General features: G+C 65.2%; 23 protein-coding genes. 13 read left to right on the forward strand and 10 right to left on the reverse strand.

The window, feature by feature from the left end:
* Positions 1-16: 16 nt before the first annotated feature.
* From RHPLAN_RS06370 to RHPLAN_RS06375, 4 genes are read right to left on the reverse strand one after another with little or no spacing between them, the layout of a single operon-like run.
* The gene (locus tag RHPLAN_RS06370; protein ID WP_068014942.1) at positions 17-466 is read right to left on the reverse strand and encodes an SRPBCC family protein; all 450 of its coding nucleotides are present in this window, start codon (positions 464-466) and stop codon (positions 17-19) included.
* On the reverse strand, positions 352-795 hold the full coding sequence (locus tag RHPLAN_RS38210) for an ArsR/SmtB family transcription factor (protein ID WP_084244423.1): 444 nt from the start codon (positions 793-795) through the stop codon (positions 352-354). The genes RHPLAN_RS06370 and RHPLAN_RS38210 overlap by 115 nt, the downstream gene beginning before the upstream one ends.
* A gap of 33 nt (positions 796-828) precedes the next feature.
* Complete coding sequence (locus RHPLAN_RS40770; protein ID WP_257730342.1) at positions 829-963, reverse strand: hypothetical protein; 135 nt, start codon at positions 961-963, stop codon at positions 829-831.
* A 10-nt stretch (positions 964-973) separates the two neighbouring features.
* On the reverse strand, positions 974-1384 hold the full coding sequence (locus tag RHPLAN_RS06375) for a hypothetical protein (RefSeq protein WP_157100090.1): 411 nt from the start codon (positions 1382-1384) through the stop codon (positions 974-976).
* On the opposite strand from RHPLAN_RS06375, the gene RHPLAN_RS06380 reads away from it, so the two are divergent.
* From RHPLAN_RS06380 to RHPLAN_RS06390, 3 genes are all read left to right on the forward strand, one after another.
* Positions 1383-1763 carry a hypothetical protein gene (locus RHPLAN_RS06380; RefSeq protein WP_157100091.1) on the forward strand — a complete coding sequence of 127 codons (381 nt, stop codon included), beginning with the start codon at positions 1383-1385 and terminating at the stop codon, positions 1761-1763. The two genes, RHPLAN_RS06375 and RHPLAN_RS06380, sit on opposite strands and share 2 nt — an antisense overlap.
* A gap of 98 nt (positions 1764-1861) precedes the next feature.
* Positions 1862-2416 (forward strand): hypothetical protein, encoded by a 555-nt coding sequence (locus RHPLAN_RS06385; protein ID WP_068014950.1) that lies wholly within the window; start codon positions 1862-1864, stop codon positions 2414-2416.
* 51 nt (positions 2417-2467) lie between these two features.
* On the forward strand, positions 2468-2668 hold the full coding sequence (locus RHPLAN_RS06390; protein WP_068014953.1) for a putative motility protein: 201 nt from the start codon (positions 2468-2470) through the stop codon (positions 2666-2668).
* Here RHPLAN_RS06390 and tlpA read toward each other — a convergent pair.
* Positions 2658-3323 carry a thiol:disulfide interchange protein TlpA gene (gene tlpA / locus RHPLAN_RS06395; protein ID WP_068014956.1) on the reverse strand — a complete coding sequence of 222 codons (666 nt, stop codon included), beginning with the start codon at positions 3321-3323 and terminating at the stop codon, positions 2658-2660. The genes RHPLAN_RS06390 and tlpA overlap by 11 nt on opposite strands.
* Positions 3324-3386: 63 nt before the next feature.
* Here tlpA and argH point away from each other — a divergent pair, with 63 nt between their 5' ends.
* From argH to RHPLAN_RS06420, 5 genes are all read left to right on the forward strand, one after another.
* Positions 3387-4778, forward strand: a complete 1392-nt coding sequence (gene argH, locus RHPLAN_RS06400; RefSeq protein ID WP_068030676.1) for an argininosuccinate lyase — start codon at positions 3387-3389, stop codon at positions 4776-4778.
* 108 nt (positions 4779-4886) lie between these two features.
* The gene (gene lptM / locus RHPLAN_RS06405) at positions 4887-5171 is read left to right on the forward strand and encodes an LPS translocon maturation chaperone LptM (RefSeq protein WP_068014959.1); all 285 of its coding nucleotides are present in this window, start codon (positions 4887-4889) and stop codon (positions 5169-5171) included.
* 15 nt (positions 5172-5186) lie between these two features.
* Complete coding sequence (gene lysA / locus RHPLAN_RS06410; RefSeq protein ID WP_068014961.1) at positions 5187-6452, forward strand: diaminopimelate decarboxylase; 1266 nt, start codon at positions 5187-5189, stop codon at positions 6450-6452.
* 199 nt (positions 6453-6651) lie between these two features.
* Positions 6652-9201 carry a TIGR02302 family protein gene (locus tag RHPLAN_RS06415; protein ID WP_198165056.1) on the forward strand — a complete coding sequence of 850 codons (2550 nt, stop codon included), beginning with the start codon at positions 6652-6654 and terminating at the stop codon, positions 9199-9201.
* A gap of 45 nt (positions 9202-9246) precedes the next feature.
* Positions 9247-9846, forward strand: coding sequence for a hypothetical protein (locus RHPLAN_RS06420; protein WP_157100092.1), 600 nt, complete (start codon positions 9247-9249; stop codon positions 9844-9846).
* 7 nt (positions 9847-9853) lie between these two features.
* Here the strand turns inward: RHPLAN_RS06420 and RHPLAN_RS06425 are convergent, their stop codons facing one another.
* The 3 genes from RHPLAN_RS06425 to RHPLAN_RS06435 all read right to left on the reverse strand — a co-directional run bounded on the left by RHPLAN_RS06425 (position 9854) and on the right by RHPLAN_RS06435 (position 13055).
* Entirely contained in the window at positions 9854-11578 is a 1725-nt protein-coding gene (locus RHPLAN_RS06425; protein WP_068014967.1) for a cation:proton antiporter domain-containing protein, read from the reverse strand.
* Between the two features lie 145 nt (positions 11579-11723).
* Positions 11724-12098, reverse strand: coding sequence for a response regulator (locus RHPLAN_RS06430; protein ID WP_068014970.1), 375 nt, complete (start codon positions 12096-12098; stop codon positions 11724-11726).
* Between the two features lie 9 nt (positions 12099-12107).
* Positions 12108-13055, reverse strand: a complete 948-nt coding sequence (locus tag RHPLAN_RS06435) for a zinc-ribbon domain-containing protein (protein WP_198164745.1) — start codon at positions 13053-13055, stop codon at positions 12108-12110.
* A gap of 257 nt (positions 13056-13312) precedes the next feature.
* Between RHPLAN_RS06435 and ftsE the strand changes: the two genes are divergently transcribed.
* The 4 genes from ftsE (at position 13313) to RHPLAN_RS06455 (ending at position 16464) form a co-directional block, all read left to right on the forward strand.
* Positions 13313-13972, forward strand: a complete 660-nt coding sequence (gene ftsE / locus RHPLAN_RS06440) for a cell division ATP-binding protein FtsE (RefSeq protein ID WP_068014977.1) — start codon at positions 13313-13315, stop codon at positions 13970-13972.
* Between the two features lie 57 nt (positions 13973-14029).
* Entirely contained in the window at positions 14030-14971 is a 942-nt protein-coding gene (locus RHPLAN_RS06445; protein WP_068030682.1) for a cell division protein FtsX, read from the forward strand.
* A 61-nt stretch (positions 14972-15032) separates the two neighbouring features.
* Entirely contained in the window at positions 15033-15677 is a 645-nt protein-coding gene (locus RHPLAN_RS06450) for a YdcF family protein (RefSeq protein WP_068014980.1), read from the forward strand.
* A 31-nt stretch (positions 15678-15708) separates the two neighbouring features.
* A complete protein-coding gene (locus RHPLAN_RS06455) occupies positions 15709-16464 on the forward strand; it encodes a lysophospholipid acyltransferase family protein (protein WP_068014983.1) in 756 nt (251 codons plus the stop codon).
* A gap of 9 nt (positions 16465-16473) precedes the next feature.
* Here RHPLAN_RS06455 and RHPLAN_RS06460 read toward each other — a convergent pair whose 3' ends face one another.
* On the reverse strand, positions 16474-17058 hold the full coding sequence (locus RHPLAN_RS06460) for a gamma-glutamylcyclotransferase (protein WP_068014986.1): 585 nt from the start codon (positions 17056-17058) through the stop codon (positions 16474-16476).
* A 121-nt stretch (positions 17059-17179) separates the two neighbouring features.
* Between RHPLAN_RS06460 and RHPLAN_RS06465 the strand changes: the two genes are divergently transcribed.
* Positions 17180-18304 carry a DUF2125 domain-containing protein gene (locus RHPLAN_RS06465; protein ID WP_068014989.1) on the forward strand — a complete coding sequence of 375 codons (1125 nt, stop codon included), beginning with the start codon at positions 17180-17182 and terminating at the stop codon, positions 18302-18304.
* Positions 18305-18405: 101 nt separating this feature from the next.
* Here RHPLAN_RS06465 and RHPLAN_RS06470 read toward each other — a convergent pair whose 3' ends face one another.
* Positions 18406-19593 carry an MFS transporter gene (locus RHPLAN_RS06470; RefSeq protein WP_157100094.1) on the reverse strand — a complete coding sequence of 396 codons (1188 nt, stop codon included), beginning with the start codon at positions 19591-19593 and terminating at the stop codon, positions 18406-18408.
* Between the last annotated feature and the right edge of the window lie 44 nt (positions 19594-19637).

The raw sequence follows: 19637 nt of genomic DNA on the forward strand, positions 1-19637 counted from the left end.
GCGTGCGCTGCTGCGCTCACGCAAACATCTTTTCGAGTTTGTCGATCGCGCCGGCCCAGCCCTGCTGATGGCGATCGCGCGCCGGCTCGTCGAAGAACATCTCGTGCAACAGCGTCAGCATCGTGCCGTCGCCGTCAGGCTTAAGTGTGACGGTGACCAGCGACTCGCGCTCCGGCGTGGTCTTCCAGTGCCAGCTGAACACGAGCTTCTGGTTCGGCACGATCTCGCGATAGACGCCCAGGACGTCGTGCTGATCGTCTGGCGCATGCATGGTGATGTGATAGCGGCCGCCGACGCGCAGATCGATCCGTGCTTCGACGCGCGTGCAATGGGCCGGGCCGAACCAGAGCGCTAGCGTTTCGGGCTTCGTCCACGCGGTGAAGACTTTCTCCGGCGACGCATTGAGACGACGTTTGATGGTGAGGCTTGGCTTGACGGGGGTGGCGACGGCGGGGCTGGCGGCCATTGGTCTTTCTCCACGAAAGCGGCGAGGCGGTCGAGCTGCGAGGTCCAGAAACGCTGGTAGCGGTAGAGCCAGTGCATGGCGTCTTCCATTGGGGCGGCTCGTAGCTCGCAGCTCACGATCCGCCCGCTCTTGGTCCGGGTGACGAGCCCCGCGTCGCCCAGAACGTCGAGATGCTTCATCACCGCGGGCAGCGACATCGAGAATGGCTGCGCCAGCTCGCTGATCGACAGGCTTTCGTTGTCGGCGAGCCGCATCAGCAGCGCCCGCCGGGTCGAGTCGGACAGCGCAGCGAAGGTGCGGTCCAGCGCGGTGTTTTCATGCTTAACCATTTGGTTAAGTGTAAGCGCGCGGATGGCGGGTTGTCAACCGGCTGCGACGATCACGAATGCTTGCAGCGGGATGCCCGACGTGAGCGGGCGTGGTGCGCCAGGTGGGCCGATGCCGCGCGGGCCGACGCCGCGATGGCCGATGCTGCGCGGATCGGCCGCGCGGATCATCAGGCCTTTTTTAACCGCCGCAACCGACAATGCGAATCGGGGCGACTGCTTTGCGCAAAAGCGGTTGGGCTGTCATGGCCATTTCGTCGGTTTCGTACTTTCCATATCCAAGCGCGTTCTTAGACAGCTCATCGACCTCCGCGGACGGCTCATCGTCCGCCGCGTCGTCTTCTTCAACCGCCACGAGCCAGGGCACGGCCGCAAACGCTGGCTTGCAGACCGCGTTGGGGTCGACGCAATCGATTGCCTCCAGCACCGCATCCAACTGGCTGGCCGAGGCGCAGTCCGCGATCCAGAGCGCATCGAGCGGCGGCGGCATGATGGGTGCGCTGCAGACCGCGTCGCAGAACAATTCGCCCGGCAGCATCGCGTCGTTCTTGGCCCAGAGCCAAAGCAACGCCGACGCGATCGCCAGCATCATGCAGAGCAGCGTCCAGGATCAGGGTCAGCTCTATTCCCAGATCGCCCAGGCGCAAGGCCAGCAGGCGGCCCAGGAGCGGGCGCAAGAGGAGGCCAACCTTCTCAACCCGCCTGCGCAGCAGAACTTCACGCCGCCGGCGCAGCTCGACCCCGTGATCTATTTCAACGATGGATCGTCGCTCGACACCACCAGCAACATCATGACGCTGAGCAACGGCAATCAGATCGACACCACCACCGGGCTTCCCTATGTCGATCCGAGCTCGCTGATCACCATGGCCAACGGGTCCTATCTCAACACCGCGACGAACGTTCTGACCGAGGCCGACGGTACGCAAATCGACGCCACCACGGGATTGAAGGTGTCCACGACGGCATGATTTCACAGCCCTAACGGCGGGTTAACCGTCAGCATTCGTTAAGGCCTGGCTTCTAGGATGTGGCGAATCGAAATTGGTTCGCCGCAAGGCTTGATCCTATGGCCGCAGTCTCTCCGATCGCTTCGTCCACCGCACCCAACTGGCTGAAAGAGGCGCAGGAATCGATTGCCGCCTCGGAGAGTCCCGGCGGTCTGCTCGGCGCGTTGCAGGATGCGCGCTATCCGGCGAGCATCAAGAACTTTCTGACCAAGAGCCAGAACGCTGCCAACAACCTTTCGCTGATCAGTTCGAGCACCGCGCAGTCGCAGAACACGCTGACGCAGCAGATGGCCAACACTGCGGCGCAGAAGCTGATGAACGAAAGAGCCGCGCTGCTGCAGAAGATGAATCCGCAGCAGACCAACTTCACTCCGCCGGCCGGGCTCGATTCGTTCATCTACTTCCAGGACGGCACGTCGATCGACACGCAGAACAACATCCTAACGATGGCGAACGGCACCCAGATCGACACCACCACCGGCCTGCAGGTCGTCGACCCGAAGTCGATCATCAGCATGGCCAACGGCGCCTATCTCAACACCTCGACGAACATCCTGACCATGGCCGACGGCACCAGGATCGACACCGTCACCGGCCTCAAGGTCACGGCCTGACACTTTCTAAATACGCCGCACCGAGCGGCGCATGTGTAACGAGTATCGCGTATGGACCCGTCTTCGATCGCCGCGGCCTTCGTCGCCTCGCAGGCCAGCCAGCTGCAGACTGTGGTCGCGGCCAAAATGCTGAAGATGAACGCCGACATGGCGTCGAGCGCGGCTCAGCTCCTCGACGCGGCGTCGCAGAACCTCAATCGTCTCGCCAATGTCGCCGCCGGCGTCGGCGGCAATCTCGACATCACCGCTTAAGCGCGGCCGTCACAAGCTTGACGGCGTCGTCGCTCGCCCATTCGGCCGGGCCAGCCAGCGTCGCAAGCTCGCAGCCGTTCGGGTCGACCAGCAGCGTGGTCGGCATGCCGAAGGCCTTGCCGATCACCTTGAGGTCCTGGAACACCTTGGCGTTGCTGTCGGCGTAGTAGCTGAGGGCGTGGACGCCGACCTCCTTCAGCCAGGCCTTGGGCTTGTCGGGATCCCGGGTGTCGATATTGACCGAAACGACCTCGAAATCCGGTCCCCCGAGCTTGCTCTGAAGGGCGTCCAGAGCCGGCATCTCCTTCCGGCAGGGCACGCACCAGGTGGCCCAGAGGTTCAAGAGCACCGTGCGGCCGCGCCAGTCGGCAAGCGATTTGTCGGTGCCGTTGGCGTCCTTGAACGTCAGAATTGGCAGGGTTTTCGGGCTCTCGGCGACCCCGACCGCGGCCACCTCGCCCCGGGCGAGCGGCGCCATCCGGCGTGCGGTCTCGGCGGTGGCCTTGCAGGCCCGATCCGCTCCCGCATTGCCTGCAAGGCGGCCAATCCCGTATACCCCCGCAAGCCCGATTGCCACGCCGACGACGCCCCCCAAAAGGATCACGGCCAAACGCTTTTTGGCGTAGCTTCGCGCGGCGTTCTGCGACCCTGTCATGATTGGTGAATCCCGGTGGCCAAGAAGAGTAAGAGCAAAAGCAAAAGCAAGAAGCCTCACGCTGTGAGCAACACGATGTGGGGCGGACGCTTCGCGTCGGGCCCTGCGGCCATCATGGAGAAGATCAACACCTCGATCGACTTCGACTGGCACCTGTACCGGCAGGACATCGCCGCGAGCAAGGCCCACGCCGAGATGCTGGCCGAACAAGGCATCATTGCGGCGGACGATGCCCGCAAGATCGCTCACGGTCTAGACACGATCCTGTCAGAGATCGGCTCGGGCAAGTTCCAGTTCAAGCGTGAGCTCGAGGACATTCATATGAATGTCGAGGCGCGGCTTGCCGAGCTGATTGGGTCCGCCGCCGGACGGCTGCACACCGCGCGCTCGCGCAACGATCAGGTCGCGACCGATTTCCGGCTCTGGGTCCGGGCGCGGATCGACGACATCGATGGGCTGCTCAGCGACTACCAGCTCGCGCTCGCCGAGCGGGCGCTGGAACATGCCGCGACCGTGATGCCGGGCTTCACGCATCTGCAGACCGCCCAGCCCGTGACCTTCGGGCATCATCTGCTCGCTTATGTCGAGATGGCGGCGCGAGATCGGAACCGTTTGGCCGGCGCCCGCGCGCGGCTGAACGATTCGCCGCTCGGGGCCGCGGCGCTTGCTGGAACCTCGTTCCCGATCGATCGTGCCATGACGGCGGAGGCGCTCGACTTCGACGGCCCGATGGCAAACTCGCTCGACGCGGTCTCCGACCGCGACTTCGTGCTCGAGACGCTGTCGGCGGCTGCGATTGCTTCGATCCATCTGTCGCGGTTCGCCGAGGAGATCGTGATCTGGACCTCGCCGCTGGTCGGGCTGATCAAGCTCTCCGACAAGTTCACCACCGGCTCTTCGATCATGCCGCAGAAGCGCAATCCGGATGCAGCGGAGCTCGTTCGCGCCAAGACCGGCCGCGTGGTCGGTGTGCTCAATCAGATGCTGATGGTGATGAAGGGCCTGCCGCTCGCCTATCAGAAGGACATGCAGGAGGACAAAGAGGGCACCATCGACGCGCTCGACGCGCTGGCGCTGTCGATCGACGCCATGACCGGCATGGTACGCGACATGCAGCCCGAGGTGACCCGCATGCGCGACGCCGCGGGTGCCGGCTATGCCACTGCGACCGATCTCGCCGACTGGCTGGTGCGCACCCTGAAGATGCCGTTCCGCGAGGCGCATCACGTCACCGGGCGGATCGTCGCCCGCGCGGCTGAGCTCAACCGGCCGCTGCATCAGCTTCCGCTCGACGAGATGAAGAAGATCGAACCGAAGATCACGCAAGCCGTGTTCGACGTGCTCTCGGTCGAGCGCTCGGTGACGAGCCGCACGAGCTACGGCGGCACCGCTCCGAAAAACGTCCGGGCGCAGGCCAAGAGATGGCTGAAGCTTTTGGAGCGCGAGCGTGGCTGAGATGCCACTGCCGGGCCACGATTCGCTCACGATTGAACGCAAATGTCCGGAGAAGGCGGAAAGTTAACGCGATGAGGCGACAATTTCGAAAAACGGGCGCCTTCTGCTATGGTGCGTGAAATCCCGGAGTCGGACGTGCCGCGGCAAAATCGCCTGCTGATCTCAGTTGCCATCGCCGGTGCCTTGGCGCTGACGCTCGCCGGCTGCGGCCGCAAAGGCCCGCTCGATCCGCCGCCCGGTGGCTACGCCCTGGATCCGACCATCTCGACCCCGGTTACCGGCAAGGGCAATGCGTTGCCTCGGCGTACCGGGCCGGCCTATGACGAGGACGGCAAGCCGATTGCCCCGGAGGGTCCGAAACGGCGGACTCCAGCCGATTGGCTGCTCGATTGATCGACTGAGCGCCCAATGCACCATTTCGACTATCGCCACGGCGTGTTGCACGCCGAGGGCGTCAATCTCGTAGAACTCGCGCAGGCCGTCGGCACGCCCTTCTACTGCTATTCGACCGCCACCCTGGAACGGCACTACCGCGTGTTTGCCGGCGCCTTTGCCGACGTGCCGTCGCTGGTCTGCTACGCCGTCAAGGCGAACTCCAACCAAGCCGTGATCGCGACACTGGCGAAGCTCGGTGCCGGTGCCGACGTGGTGTCGGGCGGCGAGCTCAAGCGCGCGCTGAAGGCCGGCGTGCCCGCGGACAAGATCATGTTCTCCGGCATCGGCAAGACCGCGGCCGAGCTTGCCATGGCGCTCGAGGCCAACATCCTCTGCGTCAACGTCGAGTCCGAGCCCGAGCTTGATCTGCTGTCGCAGATCGCGACGCAAAAGGGGCGCACCGTCTGCGTCTCGATCCGCGTCAATCCGGACGTCGACGCCAAGACCCACGCCAAGATCTCGACCGGGCTTTCGGAGAACAAGTTCGGCATTCCGATCAGCCGTGCGCGTGCGGTCTACGCCCATGCGGCGAAGCTGCCGGGCATTCGCGTCACCGGCGTCGACATGCACATCGGCAGCCAGATCACCGAGCTGTCCCCGTTCGACGACGCCTTTGCGCTCCTTTCGGACTTCGTGCGCGAACTGCGCGCCGACGGTCACACCATCTCGCACGTCGATCTCGGCGGCGGGTTGGGCATTCCGTATCGCGAGGACAACGATCCGCCGCCCGATCCTTCGGCCTATGCGCAAGTGGTCAAGCGCGCGACGCGCGGGCTCGACTGCAAGCTGATCTTCGAGCCGGGCCGCCTGATCGTCGGCAACGCCGGTATCCTGGTGACGCGGGTGCTCTACATCAAGCGCGGCGAAGCCAAGACCTTCGTCATCGTCGATGCCGCGATGAACGACCTCGTCCGCCCGACGCTCTATGACGCGCATCACGACATTCGATCGGTTGTGGAAACCAAGCCGGGCACGCCACGGGTCGTCGCGGACGTGGTTGGCCCGGTCTGCGAATCCGGCGACTTCCTGGCGCTCGACCGCGGCCTCGTGGAACCGAAACCCGGCGATCTTCTGGCCGTGATGACCGCTGGCGCCTACGGCGCCGTCCAGGCCGGCACTTACAACACCCGTGCGCTCATCCCCGAAGTCCTTGTTCGGGATAACGAATGGGCATTGGTGCGGCCGCGCCTTGAAGCCGACCAATTGATCGCGCTGGATTGCATCCCCAACTGGCTATAGCAGGCTTCGCCGGGCGGCCGGCGCCATCACGATGGCGTGCGATTTGCTTGGATAGAAGCCGGGCCCCATGCCGCGGAACGAGCGGCATGGTAAGCTGTTGGACCATCAAGATTCTGGCGCCGGTGCCGTTGGAGCCGATTTGACCGAGACCACTGTCGAAATCCCTGAAGGTGAGCGCCTGGCTCGCTCCGGCGAGGCGATGCTGTCCCGTGGCCTGTTCCGAGCCCGGATGGCGATCCTGTGGGAGCGGTTGTGGCCGGCGCTGGCCTCGATCGCCACCGTGGTTGGACTGTTCCTGGCTGTGTCGTGGCTCGGACTCTGGTTGTGGCTGCCGCCGGTCGGGCGCGCCATCGGTCTGGGCGTGTTCGTTCTGCTGGCGGCTGCCGGCATGTTGCCGCTCCTCCAGGTTCGCTGGCCGTCCAAGATCGATGCGTTGCGGCGGCTCGACCGCTTCAGCCTTTTGCCGCACCGGCCCGCGACCGCCATCGCCGACACGATGGCGCCGGAGGCAGGCGACCAGTTCGCGGTGGCGCTGTGGCGGGCGCACGTTGAACGCGCGCTGCGTGCAGCGAATGCCTTGAAATCCGGAACCCCGGCGCCGCGGGTCGCGGCGCGCGATCCGATCGCGTTGCGGGCGCTGGTGGCGGTTCTGGTGGTCGCGACCTTTGTGGCTGCCGGCAGCGAGCGCTTCCGCCGGGTGGCCGCGGCCTTCGACTGGCGCGGCGTGGTGACGCCTGCGAACTACCGGATCGACGCCTGGGTGACGCCGCCGGCCTACACGGCCCGGCCGCCGATGATCCTGCCAGGGCTGCGGCCCGGCGAGCAGACCCAGGCACGCAGCACCGCGCCGGTCGCGGTGCCGGCGGGCTCGACGCTCGTGGTGCGCGCCAGCGGCCAATCGGGTCTCGACATCGCGGTGACGGGCGGCCTCGCCGAGGCCAAGCCCAACGGCGCCAGCACCACGCCGCAGGCGCCCAAGGGCACCGAAGAAAAGCACTTCACGATCACCGAGGCGGGCAGTGCCAGCATCCGCGGCACGGGCGACGACGTGACGTGGCGGTTCACTGCGATCCCGGACAAGCCGCCGACCATCGCGCTCACCAAAGAGCCCGAGGCGCAGCTGCGCGGCTCGCTGCTGCTGAACTACAAGCTCGAAGACGACTACGGCGTCGTCGAGGCCCAGGCGACCTTCGAGCGCAAGGCTGACGCGTCCGGGACCGGCAAGGAACCGCATCCGCTCTACGAGGCGCCGAACTTCCCGCTGGCGCTGCCGCAGTCTCGCACGCGCAACGGCGCGGGCTCGACGACCAAGGATCTCTCCGAGCATCCATGGGCCGGCACCGACGTGACCATGACGCTGGTGGCGCGCGATGAGGGCAACAACGAAGGCCGTTCGACCTCGCAGGAGCTGCGCCTTCCCGAGCGGCCGTTCAGCAAGCCGCTGCCGCGCGCGCTGATCGAGCAGCGCCGCGATCTCGCGCTCGATGCCAACAACAAGGACCACGTGCTGATGGCGCTCGATGCGCTGACCATCGCACCGGAGCGATTCATCCCCGAAAGCGGCGTCTATCTTGGCTTGCGCTCGATCTACTGGCAGCTCGCGCGGGCTTCGACCGACGACGCGCTGCGCGAGGTGGTGACGCGGCTCTGGGCCATGGCGGTGCTGCTCGAGGACGGCAATGTCTCGGAGACCGAGAAGCAGCTGCGCGCCGCGCAGGACGCGCTGCGCGAAGCGCTGGACCGCGGTGCGTCCGACGACGAAATCAAGAAGCTGATGGACGACCTTCGCGCGGCGCTCGACAAGTTCATGCAGGCGCTGGCCGAGGAGCTTCGCAAGAACCCGCAGATGGCGCGGCCGCTCGACAAGAATGCGCGCGAGCTGCGGTCGCAGGATCTGCGCAGCATGCTGGACCGCATGGAGCGCATGGCGCGCTCCGGCGCCCGCGACGCCGCCAAACAGATGCTCGATCAGCTCAGCCAGATGCTGAACAATCTGCAGATGGCGCGGCCCGGCGACCAGGACGACGGCGGCGACGACATGCAGTCGGCGCTCGACGAGCTCGGCGACATGATCAACCGCCAGCAGCAGCTTCGTGACCGCACCTTCCGCGAGGGCCAGGATCAGCGCCGTCAGCGCAGCCAGCGAGGGCAGCAGGGCCAGCAAGGCGAACGCGGCCAGAACCAGATGGGCCAGCTTCGCCAGGATCAGCAGGCGCTGCGTGAGCAGCTCAACAAGCTGATGGAGGAGTTGAAGAAGAAGGGCTTCCCGCAGCAGGGCCAGCAAGGGCAACAAGGCCAGCAGGGCCAACAACAGCAGCAGGGTCAAGGTCAGCAGGGCAGCGAGGGCGATCAGCTCGGCCGCGCCGGCGAGGCGATGGGCGATGCCGGCGATCAGCTCGGCGAGGGCGACGCCGACACCGCCGTGGATTCGCAGGGCCGCGCATTGGACGCGATGCGCAAAGGCCAGCAGGGCATGGCGCAGTCGATGCAGCAGCAGATGGGCCAGGGGCAGGGGCCGGGCAATCCGGGCCGCAACGGCCAGGCGCGAGCCAATTCGGACACCGATCCGTTGGGCCGGCCGCTGCGCAACGGCCGCGATTACGGCGACGACACCTCGGTCAAGGTCCCGGGCGAGATCGACGTGCAGCGCGCGCGCCGCATTCTCGAAGAGCTGCGCAAGCGCTTCGGCGAAAGCTCCCGTCCGCAGCTCGAGCTCGACTACATCGAGCGGCTGCTGAAAGATTATTGAGCGGTTTTACGTTTTTCATAGCCGGTCGGGGGGCCAGCAATGAATTTGCCGAGGACGTTCGCGGCGCTATCCGCCGCCAGCGCAGCAATCCTGATTGTTCCACAGATTGCATATCCGCAGGATTGCCCATCCGCAAAATCCGCGGCCAGCGGTTACGTCATCGAGCGCGATGGCGGCTCCAAGACCGAGGTGATGTTCACCGATGCCACAACGGTACGCACCGTCATGCGTTTTGATGGCAAGGTCCTGCTGGAAACGACTCAGTTTCAGGGCCTGTTCGAACTGGACCGCATCGATCGGGGGCGCCGCACCGTCTTCAAGCCAAAGACCAAGCTCGAGGCGCTGTTTCCGCTGAAGCCAGGCAGCACCGCGACCGTTGAGTTAGACGTCGAAGGCGGCGAGCGTCCCTCGACCGCCGCGGTTCAGATTTCCGTCAAAGACACCGATGCGCTCTATATCGGCGCCTGCAAATACAGTGTGCTGAAGATCGAACGCAGCGAGTCGCGCGGCGGTGGTCCCTTGGCGTTTCGCGACACCGACTATTACTCACCTGATTTGAAATTGATCATCGCGAAGGAATACCGCAACAACGGTCGATCGTCGCAGATGATCAAGTACGACCGGATCGCTCCGATCAAGCCGTGATCACGGCCTACGGCAGAATCTCGCGACGGTCTTTGAGCCGCTCCTCCAGGCGCGACCGCATGTCGTCGATCAGGCCGGCTTCGGCGGCGGTGACGACCTCAACCAGCTCGTTGGCGAGATCGAGCCGCGCGACGATGACGTAGTCGGCGCCGGCCGCATAAAGCGTCTCGGTTTCGGCCAGCACTTCGGCGGTCGCGATGATCTTGGCGGTCGGATTGACGGCGCGGACATGGCGCACCAGCCGCTCGTTGCTGGTGCCCTTCAGGAGCGAATCCGGCACGCTCGAGATGACGATCTCGGCATCGGCGATGCCGGCGTGCGTCAGCGTGTCGGCGTGCGAAATGTCGCCGTAGTGGATCTTGACGTCGCGCCTTTGCAACTCGTGATAGACGGTCGGGCTGAAGTCGACGACGAACACTTGCTCGAGCAACGCGGCGTGCCGCCGCTCGAGCTCGGCGACAAACGAGCTGGCGACGCGATAGAAACCGAGAATGACGATCCGCCGCTTGCGCTCTGCGGTGGTTTCCAGCTGATCTGCCGCCTTCTTTTCGTCGAGATCGCGCAGGCCGAAGCGCTTGAATGCCGGGATCGCGCGGCGCGTGATGGCGTCGCTGCGCATCATCAGGAACGTGCTCAACACCGCGAGCACGACGAAGGCCGCCGATGCGGCGCTCGCGGTCGAAGTCTGCACCTGCGCCGATTGCACGCCCACCTGGATGAGGACCAGCGAGAATTCGCTGATCTGCGCGAGGTTGATGGCTGGCAGAAGGCTGGCCCGGAGGCCCTGGTCCATGGCGTATAGCGGCGGAAACACCGTCACCACCCGGCTCACCATCGTGAACACGACGATGACGAGGGCGAAGCCCAGCACGGCCGGGGTCGGCAGCGGTATCGTCATGCCGAGCGCCACGAAGAACAGCGTGATGAAGAAGTCGCGCAGCGAGGTCACTTTTGCGGTGACGTCGAGCGCGTAGGGGAAGGTCGAGAGCGAAACGCCCGCGACGAGGGCGCCCATTTCGCGTGACAGTCCGAGGAATTCGGCAAATTCCGCAACCGCAAAGCACCAGGCCAGTGCGCCGACCAGCACCAACTCGGGCAGCCGCGCGATGATCTGGAAGAGATGCGGCAGCGTGAAGCGGCTGATCAGGAGCGCTGCGGTCAGCAGCACGCCGACGCGGATCAGCGACACCAGAACGACACTGAACTGCAGATCGTTGAGACTCGGCTGGATCGCGAGGAACAGGATCGCGAACAGATCCTGCAACACCAGCACGCCGAGCGTGATCCGGCCAGGCAGGGTGTCGATCTCGTGTTTTTCGTACAGCACCTTTACGATGATGACCGTGCTGCTCAGCGCCACCGCGGCTGCAAGGTAGAGCGCGTCGAATTTACCGCCGCCGATGGTCAATCCCATCAGCAGGAACAGGCCGAGCGCGAGCAGGAAGCAGCCGATGATCTGCACCGCCGACGTCACCAGGATGACGCTACCGGCGCGGACGATCTTCTTCAGGTCGATCTCGAGCCCGATCATGAACAGCATGAAGATCAGGCCGAGTTCTGCGATGATGCTGATCGACTGCTCGGATTGGACCCATTTGAGGCCGAACGGCCCGATCACGAAGCCCGCCACCAGATAGGCCAGGATCAGCGGCTGACGCGCCACAAAGGCCCCGACGCCGAACAGCCACGCCATCACAATGGACAAGGCGAGGTCTCGGATCAGCTCGTGCATCGGGTATCCTTGAGGTCCCCAAGGGCTTATCACGGCCGCAGACGAAGCCGAAACGCGCTTTCGGTCGCGGCCCTCCGGTTGGGTCGCATTTCTGCGGCGAACCGCTTCACACTTCGCCGGAAAATGCTCCAGCCGGCGCGCCGGCTTATTTCTTGCCTTTGGCCAGCGCCGCCGCGACCGCGAATTTGATCTCGGCCACGGAGAACGGCTTCGAGATCACATCGCTGACCAGCGCCTCGAGACCCGAGGCGCGTTCGCGCTGATCGGCGAAGCCGGTCATCAGCAGGATCGGAAGACGCGGGAAGTCGCGCGCGGTGGCGAGCGCGAGCGCCAGGCCGTCCATCACCGGCATCTTGATGTCGGCGAGAAGAAGGTCGAACCGCCCGGCCTCTCGCTGCAACGTGTCGAGCGCCGCGGCGCCATCGGCGGTGGCGACGACCTCGTGGCCATCCTCGTTGAGGGCTCGGGCGACGAGGCCGCGCAACGGCTCCTCGTCTTCAGCAATCAGGATGCGCGCCATCGGGGATCCTCAGGGCGCGCTGCCAGCGGCATCGCGCTTGGTGAAGAATCGGACCTGAAGGTCTTGCCCATCGGCGGGGGGAGATGCAAGCCGGGTGCGGAACGGCATGGTGTCGCCCGGTTCCAGGACCGGCTGTGCCGGTTGCGCGGTCCAGGAATAGACCTCGGCGCCGGCGGGATTGCGCAGCGAAAAGCGGATGCGCGGAACGTCGACAGGGATGCCGACGGTGCTCGCGATCACGCCTTCGACCACCAGCACCGGAACCCCGTCATGGGTTTCGTTGCCGATCTTGACGTCGTTGAAGACGAGACCGCGCAGGTTCACCGGAAGTCCGATCTTGGAATAGAACGAGGCCATCTGCGGCACGTGGCGGACGATGTCCTTGCGCAGTCCGATCAGCGCGCCGGAGACGAACAGCAGGAAGACGATCACGAACGGCAGCGGCATGCGCCTGCGGTTCTTGCGTCGGGCTGCGGCGCGGATGCGCCGTCGTTCGGCCACGCGCTCGATGTCCTCGGGCGTGTGGTCGAGCGCCGCGCCCTCGATGCCGTCCCCCGGCTCGGGTGCAAGCGGCGGCGCATCGGTGAGCGGTATCGAAATGTCGGACAGGGCGATGCGTTCGTCCGGCGGACTCCCTGCATCCGGTTCCGGCGAGGCCTCGTCGCCGGTCGGGGCAATGGGCGTCGCATCGGCCGATGGGGGCCTGGACCGAAGCGAAGTCTCAGGCGGCGGCTGACGGTGGCTTTCCGGTGGCGATACGTGCTGGCGGGACGCGGGATGGGAGACCGTGTCAGCCGTTTCCGAAGCCGTGGCTTCCATGGCCGCCGGGATGATGCCGGGCGAGGGCACGTACCAGACATTCTGGCAGCGCACGCAGCGGACCGTGCGGCCGCTCGCGCCAATCGCCTGGGCGGCGATCTGGTAGGCGGTCGAGCACTTCGGACAGGCAATCTGCATCACGGCGATCTTTGAACAGGCCGGCGGACGCCAGCGACTCACTTGCATTACAACTTGGTTCGCGAAACTAGCAGCCGTCCGTTAACGGACCGGAAACCATGAAAATGCAGGCATTGGCCGAAGTCTGGCTCCAATTGGGGCATGAAAGCTGCCGGTGGCCGCGCGGTTAATAGCGCGTTAAGAGGGCTTTCGCAGATCGGGTTCAATACTCGGGGATCTGGCCGAATCACCAGGCGGGGACCGGGACAGGAGACAGCGTGGTCCGATTTGAGAACGTGGGATTGCGGTATGGGCTGGGGCCGGAGGTTCTGCGCGACCTCAGCTTCCAGATCGAGCCGCATTCGTTCCAGTTTCTCACCGGGCCGTCGGGCGCCGGCAAGACCTCGCTGCTGAAGCTTTTGTTCCTGTCACTCAGGCCGACCCGCGGATTGATCTCTGTCTTCAACTACGATGTGGCGACCCTGGACAAGGACGAGCTTGCAACGTTGCGCCGGCGCATCGGCATCGTGTTCCAGGACTTCCGTCTGCTCGATCACATGACCACCTACGAGAATGTCGCCTTGCCGTTCCGTGTCATGGGCAAGGAGGAGGCGAGCTATCGCAACGAGGTGGTCGAGCTTTTGCACTGGGTCGGTCTCGGCGATCGCATGAACGCGCTGCCGCCGGTCCTGTCCGGCGGTGAGAAGCAGCGTGCCGCGATCGCGCGCGCCGTGATCGCGCGCCCTCAATTGCTGCTGGCCGACGAGCCGACCGGCAACGTCGATCCCAATCTTGGGCAGCGCTTGCTGCGGCTGTTCATGGAGTTGAACAAATCCGGCACCACGGTGGTGATTGCCACCCACGACATCAGCCTGATGGATGAATACGATTCGCGGCGGCTGGTGCTGCATGAGGGGCGGCTGCATGTCTACGATTGAGCAAGGCGGGGATGTCTGAGCTTCATCATGTCTGAGTTTCGGCTGAGCCAGCAGAAGATGGACGGCGAACTGATGACGCCGCGCGAGATGTCGGGGCTCCTGACACACGGCGACACGCCGATCGTGCCGAAGCGCTCGATCGCAGGCCGGGCGCTGGTCGCCGTGGTCGCGATCATGACGTTTCTCGCCTCGCTGACCACCGGCGCCGTGATGCTGGTGCGGGCGTCGGCGTCCGAATGGCAGTCCGAGGTGGCGCGTGAAGTGACCATCCAGGTGCGCCCGGTGCAGGGCCGCGACCTCGAGGCCGATGTCGCGCGTGCGTCGGAGATCGCGCGGGCCTATCCCGGCATCGTCGACGTGCGGCCGTTTTCCAAGGACGAGTCTGCGCGGCTGATCGAGCCCTGGCTCGGCAGCGGGCTCTCGCTCGACGATCTGCCGGTGCCGCGGATGATCGTGCTGAAGCTGCAGGATGGCAGCGTCGAACTCGCGCCGCTGCGCAAGACGCTCTCGGAGCGGGTCGGTGCGGCGACGCTGGACGACCACCGCGGCTGGATCGAGCGGATGCACACCATGGCGCAGTCCACCATCGCGGGCGGCATCGTGGTGCTGGTGCTGATGCTTGCGGCCACCGTGCTCTCGGTGACGTTCGCCACGCAGGGCGCCATGGCCACCAACCGGCCGATCGTCGAGGTGCTGCACTTCATCGGCGCCAAGAGCGGTTTCATCGCCAGGCAGTTCGAGCGGCATTTCCTGGTGCTGGGCCTCGAAGGCGGGGTGATCGGCGGCGGGGCTGCGATCCTGCTGTTCGGCATTGCCGGCCTGATCGCAAATTTGAGCATCGGCACGGCGAGCGGCGATCAGATCACGGCGCTGTTCGGCACGTTTTCGCTCAGCCTCAGCGGATATATCGCGATCCTGGCGCAGATCGTGCTGATCGCCGTGGTGACGGCGGTAGCCTCCCGCCGCACCGTCAACCGGACGCTCGACTTTGTGGACTAGCAGCACGCCATCGCGGTGCCGGAATCTGCGATATCATCCGGCGCGACGGGTTTAGAGACTGATGCATTCGGTTGAGCCAGGGACGACGACGAGAAGCCCAGGGGCGCTGCTGTGGCGGCGCGCCTACCGCACCGTCTTGCTTGTCGTCCTGCTGGCCGGAGTGCTGTTCTCTGGCGGCTTTTATTGGTTCGTCAGCCAGATGCCGGTGGTCGAGGCCTCGCCGTCGCACAAGGCCGACGGCATCGTGGTCCTGACCGGCGGCGCGTTCCGCATCAGCGACGCGCTGGAGCTTCTGTCCACCGGCCACGGCCGGCGTCTGCTCATCAGCGGCGTCAACCGCAACACCCGGTCCTACGAGATCGCGCGGTTGGTGCCCGAGCATCAACGCTGGTTCTCCTGCTGCGTCGATCTCGACTATTCGGCGACCAACACCATCGGCAATGCGGTCGAGACCCGCCGCTGGGTCGTGGACCGTGGCTTCAAGTCGGTGATCGTGGTCACCGCCAACTATCACATGCCGCGCGCCATGGCCGAGCTCGGCCACGAGCTGCCCGAGGTCAGTCTGGTGCCCTATGCGGTGGTTTCGGACCGGGTCAAGGTCGATGACTGGTGGGACAATCCGGACACCGCCAGGCTGCTGTTTCTGGAATATTTGAAGTATATCGTCGCCCGGGTCCGCATGACGATTCCGCCGTCGCTCGCGTGACCCGAGGCCCCTTCAGCAGCGATTTGCCAACGTGATCGTTATCCGCTCTGTCATCTACAACCTGCTGTTCTACGTGAACCTGGTCGTGCTGCTGCTGCTGGCGGTCACGACGTTCGTGATGCCGCACAAGGCCATCCTGAAGATGGCCGAGCTGTGGGGCCGGGTCAGCGTGTTCCTGCTGCGCGTGGTCTGCGGCACCCGGATGGAGGTGCGCGGGCTGGAGCATCTGCAGGGCCGGCGGCTCAGCGAGCCGCTGATCATCGCGGCCAAGCACCAGTCGACCTTCGAAACCTTCGCGCTGCTCAAGCTGTTTGACGACTACACTTTCATCGTCAAACGTGAGCTGATGTGGATTCCGCTGTTCGGCTGGTTCATGGCCAAGGGCCGCATGATCCCGGTCGACCGCCAGGCCGGCAGCCAGGCGCTGACCAAGATGACGGCGCGCGCCCGTGAGGAAATCCAGACCGGCCGCCAGCTGGTGATTTTTCCGGAGGGCACGCGCCGCGCCGCGGGCGCCGAGCCGCGCTACAAGTTCGGCGTTGCGCATCTTTACGCCGAGATCGGCGTGCCGTGCATTCCGGTGGCGCTCAATTCGGGACTGTACTGGCCGCGCCGCCACTTCCGGCGCTATCCCGGCACCATCGTGGTCGAATTCCTGCCGCCGATCCCGCCCGGCCTCGACAAGAGCGAGTTCTTCAAACGGTTGCAGGACGACATCGAGACGGCGACGGCGCGGCTGATCGCCGAGGGCGAAGCCGAGCTCAAGCGGCTCGGTGTGAAGTTGTAGTCAAGTCACTCAAGTGGGGGCCGGGTGGGCGTCCTGCGTGCCGCGCAGCCGGTCCGCCAGAACCTGCAATTCGTGATCGACGATGTTGAGCGCCTCCAGCGCCTTCGCGGTCTCCAGCACATAATCGCGGTTGTGGCCGGACCGGCCGTGCGCCTGCCGCACGATATGCAGCTGCTTGTCGTGGGTGAGGCCCGCGGCGTATTGCGGATGACCGCGGTCGACCACGTAGCAGAGCGCGTCGACCCGCCGCTCCGGATTGCCGGCGAGCCAGATGCTGCGAACCATCTCGCGATACACCGCCGTGGTCTGTTCGCGCTCGCGCAGATAAGTAAGCGTCGCCGGCCGCTTGCTTGCCGTCACGCGATAGGCGATGCCGCGGCAGGCGCCGCCGAAATCGAGTCCGAGCACGAGGCCGGGCCGCTCCGGCGTGCCACGATGGTCGAACGAGTAGATGCACAGCGAGCGGCGCATCCCCACGATGTGCGCCGGAATGCGCTCGGCATATTCGAAGCCAGGCCGCCAGATCAGCGAGCCATAGCCGAACACCCAGAGATCTTCAGTGGCGTGGTCGATGGAGGGGTCTGGACCGGTCATTTCCGCAACGTGCTAGCCTAGCAGGCCATATAGCGCGGCCGCGATGGCCTGGACAGAATCAAACAACAACAGAACATTAGGGAACCTTTGAAACGCCGTATTCCAGGGCTTCACAGCACGGATGATTCAAGCAGATTCCATTCCAAGGCGCCGCCGCTGGCCGATCGTCCTGATCGCCTTACTGGTGATTCTTGGCGCGCTTTGGGCCGGGGGCTGGGGTTACGGCGCCGGCGTCGCCGAACGCACGCTTGAGGGCTGGAAGGCGCGCGAGGCCAAGGCCGGGCGCGTCTACAACTGTGCGTCGCAAAGCATCGGTGGATTTCCGTTCGGCATCGAAGCGCGTTGCACTGATGCCAGCGCCGAGCTGAAGACCAATCAGCCGCCGCTCTCGCTCAAGGCCAAGGGCATGCTGGTCTCGGCGGCGCTGTGGAAGCCGACCGTGCTGACCACCGAATTCACCGGGCCGCTCACGGTGGCGCAGCCGGGCCAGCAGCCGTTTGTCACCGTGACCTGGCAATACGCGCGCACGGAATTGCATGGCCTGCCGACCTCACCCGAGAGCGCCGCGATCCATCTCGACCAGCTCGCGGTCGACCGCACCGAGGCCGAGAACGTCTTCAAAGCCACGCGTGCCGATCTCAACGCCCGGCTGGTCTCCGGGACCGTGCGGGAAAATCCGGTGATCGAGACTGTCGTGAAGCTGGTCGGGGCGTCGGCGCAGGCCTGGCATCCGGCGGCCGCGATCCCGACCGACGCCGACATCACCGCGGTGGTGCGCGGGCTGAAGGATTTCGCGCCGAAGCCCTGGCAGCAGCGGCTGCGTGAGCTTCAGGCCGCGGGCGGCCGGATCGAGATCGCGAGTGCCCGCGTGCAGCAGGGCGAAACCATCGCCGTGGCGAACGGTGTGCTGAGCCTGTCGCCGGCCGGCCGGCTTGACGGCCAGCTTCGGCTGACTGTCGCCAACCTCGAGAAGTTTTTGCCCGCGCTCGGCCTCGACCAGATGCTGGCGGAGCAGCGCGCGCCGCCGAAGCTCAACAACGCGTTCGGCGCGCTCGACCGCATCATGCCGGGGCTCGGGAACGTCGCCCGCCAGAACGCGGGCCCGGCGCTGGTCGCAAGCCTCGGCCTGATGGGCCAGCCGACCGAGCTCGAAGGCCAGCGCGCGGTGGCGCTGCCGCTGCGCTTCGACGACGGCATGGTGTCGCTCGGTCCGCTCAAGCTCGGCATGACGCCGCCGCTTTATTGAGGGCGTGCCGAGACCGAACGCCTGGCGTGTTCACAAGACATAGCGGCCGACCATGCTGGCCCCGTCGTGGAGGTCGAAATTCACCCGGAGACACCAACTGTTCAGGACGGCTGAGGTCGCGAGCGGGACAGCAACGAAGGAATGATGGCCGAGATCATTCCCAATGTAGCCGTCGCCGCCGTCATGACCATCATGGGGTAGGGGCTGCCATCGGCGAGGAGACCGTAGATTTGCGCGAAGCCGGCTCCCAGGAAATTCTGGGAAAAAACACCGATCCCGGCAGCCGTGCCGGCCAGCCTCGGGATTGTCGCCATGGCGCCCGACTGCGCAAATGGCAGCGAAATCCCCTGGGCCAAAGTGATGAACGTGCCGGGCAGGAACAGCACCAGCGGCGTGAAATGACCTGACAGCAGCAGGCCTGACTGTATTGAAACGGCCGCTACTGCGATGCAGGCGCCAATGAGGATCATGCGTTCGACCGAGGCCCGGTTGCCGACTCGGCTTGAGATGATCGTTCCGGTCACGAAGCCGAATGGCACCATCGCAAAATACAGTCCGAATTCCGTTGCCGACCTGTGCAATGCTTCTTTCATCAGCGAGGACGACGCGGTGGCAACGATCAGGAAGGTGCCGGTGCTGCAACCGGTGTGGACGACGAGAGCGCAGAAGCGCGGATAACGCAGCAATGCGATGAAACCGGCCAGCCCCGACATGCCGCCGCCGGCCGTCGCGCGTTTCCCGGTTTCGGGGACGACGAAGTAGGAGCCAAGCGCGATCAGGAATCCGATGGTGCTGGCGAAGTAGAACACCGATCTCCACCCGGCCTGGTCGATCAGGAATCCGCCAAAGCCGGGCGCGACGAGTGCTCCGAGCGCGAAGAACATGGTCAGATAGGCGATGGACTTCACCAGTCCTTCGGCACCGTATACGTCGCGCGCAATCGCACGGGCCAAGGTGATGCCGCTTCCGGCGCCGATGGATTGCAGGATTCGGCCGATCAGCAAACCGGTGAACGAAAATGCGAAGGCCGACAGCACGCTGCCGGCGAGGAACAGCAGCAGGCCCACCAGCAGCACCGGCCGCCGCCCGTAACGGTCCGCGAAGGCGCCGTAAGCGAGCGTGGAGAAGGCCATGCCGAACACGCCGATGCTGAAGGTCAGCTGGGCGAGAGCATCGGAGAGCGCGAAATCGGCCTTGATGACCGGGATGACAGGGAAGAACAGGTGGATGGAGAACGGGCCGAGCAGCGCAAGTGCCGCGAGGATGATGTTGAGCGCGCGGAAAGGCATTTCATATTCCAAAACGTGCCGCAGCGCGGGCTGGCCACGCGCTC

It is taken from the genome of Rhodoplanes sp. Z2-YC6860 (genome assembly GCF_001579845.1).
Classification (GTDB): Bacteria; Pseudomonadota; Alphaproteobacteria; order Rhizobiales; family Xanthobacteraceae; genus Z2-YC6860.

Coding starts and splice junctions, on each gene's coding strand:
- RHPLAN_RS06370 (WP_068014942.1), bottom strand. CDS start 466: ATGGCCGCCAGCCCCGCCGTCGCCACCCCCGTCAAGCCAAGCCTCACC.
- RHPLAN_RS38210 (WP_084244423.1), bottom strand. CDS start 795: ATGGTTAAGCATGAAAACACCGCGCTGGACCGCACCTTCGCTGCGCTG.
- RHPLAN_RS40770 (WP_257730342.1), bottom strand. CDS start 963: ATGATCCGCGCGGCCGATCCGCGCAGCATCGGCCATCGCGGCGTCGGC.
- RHPLAN_RS06380 (WP_157100091.1), top strand. CDS start 1,383: ATGCAGAGCAGCGTCCAGGATCAGGGTCAGCTCTATTCCCAGATCGCC.
- RHPLAN_RS06375 (WP_157100090.1), bottom strand. CDS start 1,384: ATGATGCTGGCGATCGCGTCGGCGTTGCTTTGGCTCTGGGCCAAGAAC.
- RHPLAN_RS06385 (WP_068014950.1), top strand. CDS start 1,862: ATGGCCGCAGTCTCTCCGATCGCTTCGTCCACCGCACCCAACTGGCTG.
- RHPLAN_RS06390 (WP_068014953.1), top strand. CDS start 2,468: ATGGACCCGTCTTCGATCGCCGCGGCCTTCGTCGCCTCGCAGGCCAGC.
- tlpA (WP_068014956.1), bottom strand. CDS start 3,323: ATGACAGGGTCGCAGAACGCCGCGCGAAGCTACGCCAAAAAGCGTTTG.
- lptM (WP_068014959.1), top strand. CDS start 4,887: ATGGTGCGTGAAATCCCGGAGTCGGACGTGCCGCGGCAAAATCGCCTG.
- lysA (WP_068014961.1), top strand. CDS start 5,187: ATGCACCATTTCGACTATCGCCACGGCGTGTTGCACGCCGAGGGCGTC.
- RHPLAN_RS06415 (WP_198165056.1), top strand. CDS start 6,652: ATGCTGTCCCGTGGCCTGTTCCGAGCCCGGATGGCGATCCTGTGGGAG.
- RHPLAN_RS06425 (WP_068014967.1), bottom strand. CDS start 11,578: ATGCACGAGCTGATCCGAGACCTCGCCTTGTCCATTGTGATGGCGTGG.
- RHPLAN_RS06430 (WP_068014970.1), bottom strand. CDS start 12,098: ATGGCGCGCATCCTGATTGCTGAAGACGAGGAGCCGTTGCGCGGCCTC.
- RHPLAN_RS06435 (WP_198164745.1), bottom strand. CDS start 13,055: ATGCAGATTGCCTGTCCGAAGTGCTCGACCGCCTACCAGATCGCCGCC.
- RHPLAN_RS06445 (WP_068030682.1), top strand. CDS start 14,030: ATGGACGGCGAACTGATGACGCCGCGCGAGATGTCGGGGCTCCTGACA.
- RHPLAN_RS06450 (WP_068014980.1), top strand. CDS start 15,033: ATGCATTCGGTTGAGCCAGGGACGACGACGAGAAGCCCAGGGGCGCTG.
- RHPLAN_RS06460 (WP_068014986.1), bottom strand. CDS start 17,058: ATGACCGGTCCAGACCCCTCCATCGACCACGCCACTGAAGATCTCTGG.
- RHPLAN_RS06465 (WP_068014989.1), top strand. CDS start 17,180: ATGATTCAAGCAGATTCCATTCCAAGGCGCCGCCGCTGGCCGATCGTC.
- RHPLAN_RS06470 (WP_157100094.1), bottom strand. CDS start 19,593: ATGCCTTTCCGCGCGCTCAACATCATCCTCGCGGCACTTGCGCTGCTC.